The sequence below is a fragment of the Neisseria sp. P0022.S010 genome, assembly GCF_051956635.1.
Map to the genome: position 1 here is coordinate 1 of NZ_JBQCXF010000339.1, position 3,282 is coordinate 3,282.

At 48.7% G+C, this 3,282-nt stretch carries 3 protein-coding genes; all 3 read left to right on the forward strand.

Annotation, left to right across the window (positions count from 1 at the left end; genetic code table 11):
- The first annotated feature begins 135 nt into the window (after positions 1-135).
- Entirely contained in the window at positions 136-492 is a 357-nt protein-coding gene (locus ACTHUT_RS16360) for a DUF2069 domain-containing protein (RefSeq protein ID WP_049336736.1), read from the forward strand.
- Entirely contained in the window at positions 489-2,321 is a 1,833-nt protein-coding gene (locus ACTHUT_RS16365; protein WP_250599740.1) for a PglL family O-oligosaccharyltransferase, read from the forward strand. Before ACTHUT_RS16360 ends, ACTHUT_RS16365 begins: the two co-directional genes overlap by 4 nt.
- 207 nt (positions 2,322-2,528) lie before the next feature.
- Complete coding sequence (gene misR, locus ACTHUT_RS16370; RefSeq protein ID WP_250599738.1) at positions 2,529-3,206, forward strand: two-component system response regulator MisR; 678 nt, start codon at positions 2,529-2,531, stop codon at positions 3,204-3,206.
- Positions 3,207-3,282: the final 76 nt, after the last annotated feature.

Here is a 3,282-nt window from a genome sequence, read left to right on the forward strand (position 1 = left end):
AGATAAAGTTTCATTCGTTTGAAGAAAAAACAATAAATCCTTTCTTCAGCATCTTTAAGCAATATTCTTGGTTTACCCTGCCTTTTTAGCGGTATAATTTTAAGTTTTCCAGTACGGCTTTACGCCCTCAATATTGTGAACAATACACGCTCCCCATTACCTTATCTTGCAACTTCCATAAGCCTTATCCTGCTGATTCTGCTTTCCTTGTCATGGGAATTGTGGATCGCACCATTGCGCGAAGGCGGCTCATGGCTGGCACTGAAAGCCCTGCCGCTGTGCCTGCCGTTGACCGGTATTTTGAAAAAACGCATCTACACTTATCAATACAGCTCCATGCTGATTCTGATTTACTTTGCCGAAGCCTGTATGCGCCTGGCTGACACAGCCGTCGCCAGCCGGATTTGTGCCGCCGTTTCCGTATTATTGTGTATTGCCTTTTTCCTCGGCTGCCTTGCATTTATCAAACAACAAAAACACACATCAAAATGACCTACCACACACTTTCAGACGGCCTGACTGAATCTTCAATGAAAACCTTTTGGCCTTTATGGCTCAGTTTTCTTTGGATTTGCGCAGTCCCTTTTCTTTCACTCTACCGAGTCGGCCCACTGCCCAGCTTTTATTTGGAAGCCATCTCACTGAGCGGCTCATTGGTACTGACATTGATTAGCGCACACAAAGGCCTGCTGAATATCCGCCTTCCTGCACTCAGTATCGGCCTGTTTGCCATGGCTGCATTTTGGTCACTCCAAGCGCGCCTCATGCATTCCACCTACCCCGGCATGAGCGACATCACTGCCTGGACATTTGTCATTTTGGCACTGGGCGCATGGTCGGTGCGTGGCTGGATAGCAGCTTACGGACAGGAACGCATCGTCAGCATTTTTGCTTGGTCTTTATTGATAGGTGCAACCATACAGGCTGCTATCGTTTGGCTGCAATTTAAAGGCTGGTCCAACGTAGAGTGGTTGAACGGCATCATTGCCCGAAGCAGCGGTACCGTAAACGGCCAACTCGGCCAGCGCAATCATTTGGGACATTATTTGATGTGGGGCATTTTGGCAGCATCCTATTTATGGATGGCGCGCAAAATGTCCAATGCAGCAGGTTTTCTGTTCGTATTGGCATTGACTGCGACCCTCGGCCTTGTCAACTCGCGCACCATCTTGGGCTACATTGCCGCCCTATTCCTGATTACGCCGTTATGGTTTTGGCGTACCCGTTTCCAACACAAACGCGCACTGTGCATTTTCCTTCTGACCGCCATCCTGGCCGCTGCTTTCCAATTCGGCATGGGCAGCCTGTTGGATTTGTTTGGCAACATCAAATACGAAACCGCTGTCGAACGCGCAGGTACCAGCGGTTTTGAAGGCTCCATGCGCCAAATCGAATGGAGCAAGGCATGGATTGCCTTTCAATCCGCACCTTGGTTCGGACATGGCTGGAACAGCTTTGCCCAGCAAACCTTCCTGATCAATGCCCAACAACAATACTTCCCCAACAATATTCTCGGCGTACTGTTTACCCATTCGCACAATATCGTCATGCAGTTATTGTCTGAAATGGGCATTGCCGGCACCTTGCTTGCAACCTTAACCCTGCTTGCAGCCGTATGGCGACTGTTGGGCCGCAACCAAACACCGGCTTCCCTGTTTTTACTGACCGCCGCCGCCGTCAGCCTCTGCCACAGCATGCTCGAATATCCGCTTTGGTATATCTACTTCCTCACAGTATTCAGCCTGATTCTGTCGCTTACACCTTCTTATCCGAAAGATGTTTCAGACGGCCCTTTATCTACCCGAATCAGGCAGTGGGCAGGCGGTATAGCCGCTTTATCAATTTTAATCGGCATGGCAAACCTCAGCTGGGAATATCAAAATCTGACCCAATATAGCCGTGTAGGGGAAACCGACAATCCGCAAACAGTTCAAAATAAAATCGACGGTTTGCAGCAGCTTTCCAAAGAAAGCCCTATGCTTGCCTATTACGCCGATTTAAGTTTGAGCAAACGTGCCGACCCGACCGATGCCTACATCCGCCCATGGGCAGAAGAGGCCGCACTTAAAGCCCTGACCTACCGCCCCTACTCCAACGCCTATCAAGTTGGCCTCTACCTCTACCGACAAGGCAAAAAAGAAGAAGGTGCGCAATGGATGCAGGCAGTGCAATATTATTATCCGTATATGATGTATTTCTACGCCGACAAAATACGCAGCCATCCGGCATTCGCCCCACTGCTGCCCAAACTTTTGTCTGATTGCAAAGATTTCATCAATGCACCGAAACACCAAACTGCCAAATCTTGTGATAAACCCTAAACAAAACTCACTCAATTGTCAGTTTGTCCTTACAGGCCGTCTGAAAATGTAAAGAGCGACAAGTTTCTATGCAAAAAAGCGCAAAAGCACAGAAAATTACGCTATCAACAAAAGCAGATTGCATGTTAAGATTGAATACAACTCTATTTTAATCGCCGCACCGCCTATTTAGTGCCACGGCGCATACAATCACGAAAAGGAAATTCCATGAGTCGCGTATTACTCGTAGATGACGATGCCCTCTTGACCGAATTACTGACCGAATACCTGACTGCCGAAGGCCTCAACGTCCACAGCGTTTCTGACGGCGAAGCCGGCGTTCAAGAAATTCTGACCGGACAATACGATGTCGTCGTATTAGACTCCATGATGCCTAAAATGAACGGTTTGGACGTTTTGAAAAACGTACGCACCCAAAGCACTGTGCCCATCATCATGCTGACTGCAAAAGGTGACGACATCGACCGCATTATCGGTTTGGAAATGGGTGCGGACGATTACGTACCGAAACCATGCACACCGCGCGAACTCTTGGCGCGTATCAACGCCATCTTGCGCCGTGCGCAACACAGCAACGAACAAAACAACGCGCCTAACAGCATTTCTGTCAGCGACGTTATCCTCTACCCTGCCAAACGCCAAGCCAGCATCAAAGACATTCCGCTTGAATTGACCAGCACCGAGTTCAATCTGCTTGAAGTTTTGATGCGCCACGCCGGACAAGTTGTCAGCAAAGAAACTCTGTCTATCGAGGCACTCGACCGCAAACTGGCTAAATTTGACCGCAGCATCGACGTACACATCTCCAGCATCCGCCACAAATTGGGCGATGCTTCCCTGATTCAAACTGTACGCGGCTTAGGCTACCTGTTTGTTAAAAACTAAAGATTAAACAGATCAATGAAACTGTTTCAACGCATCTTCGCCACATTTTGCGCAGTCATCGTCTGCGCAATCTTTG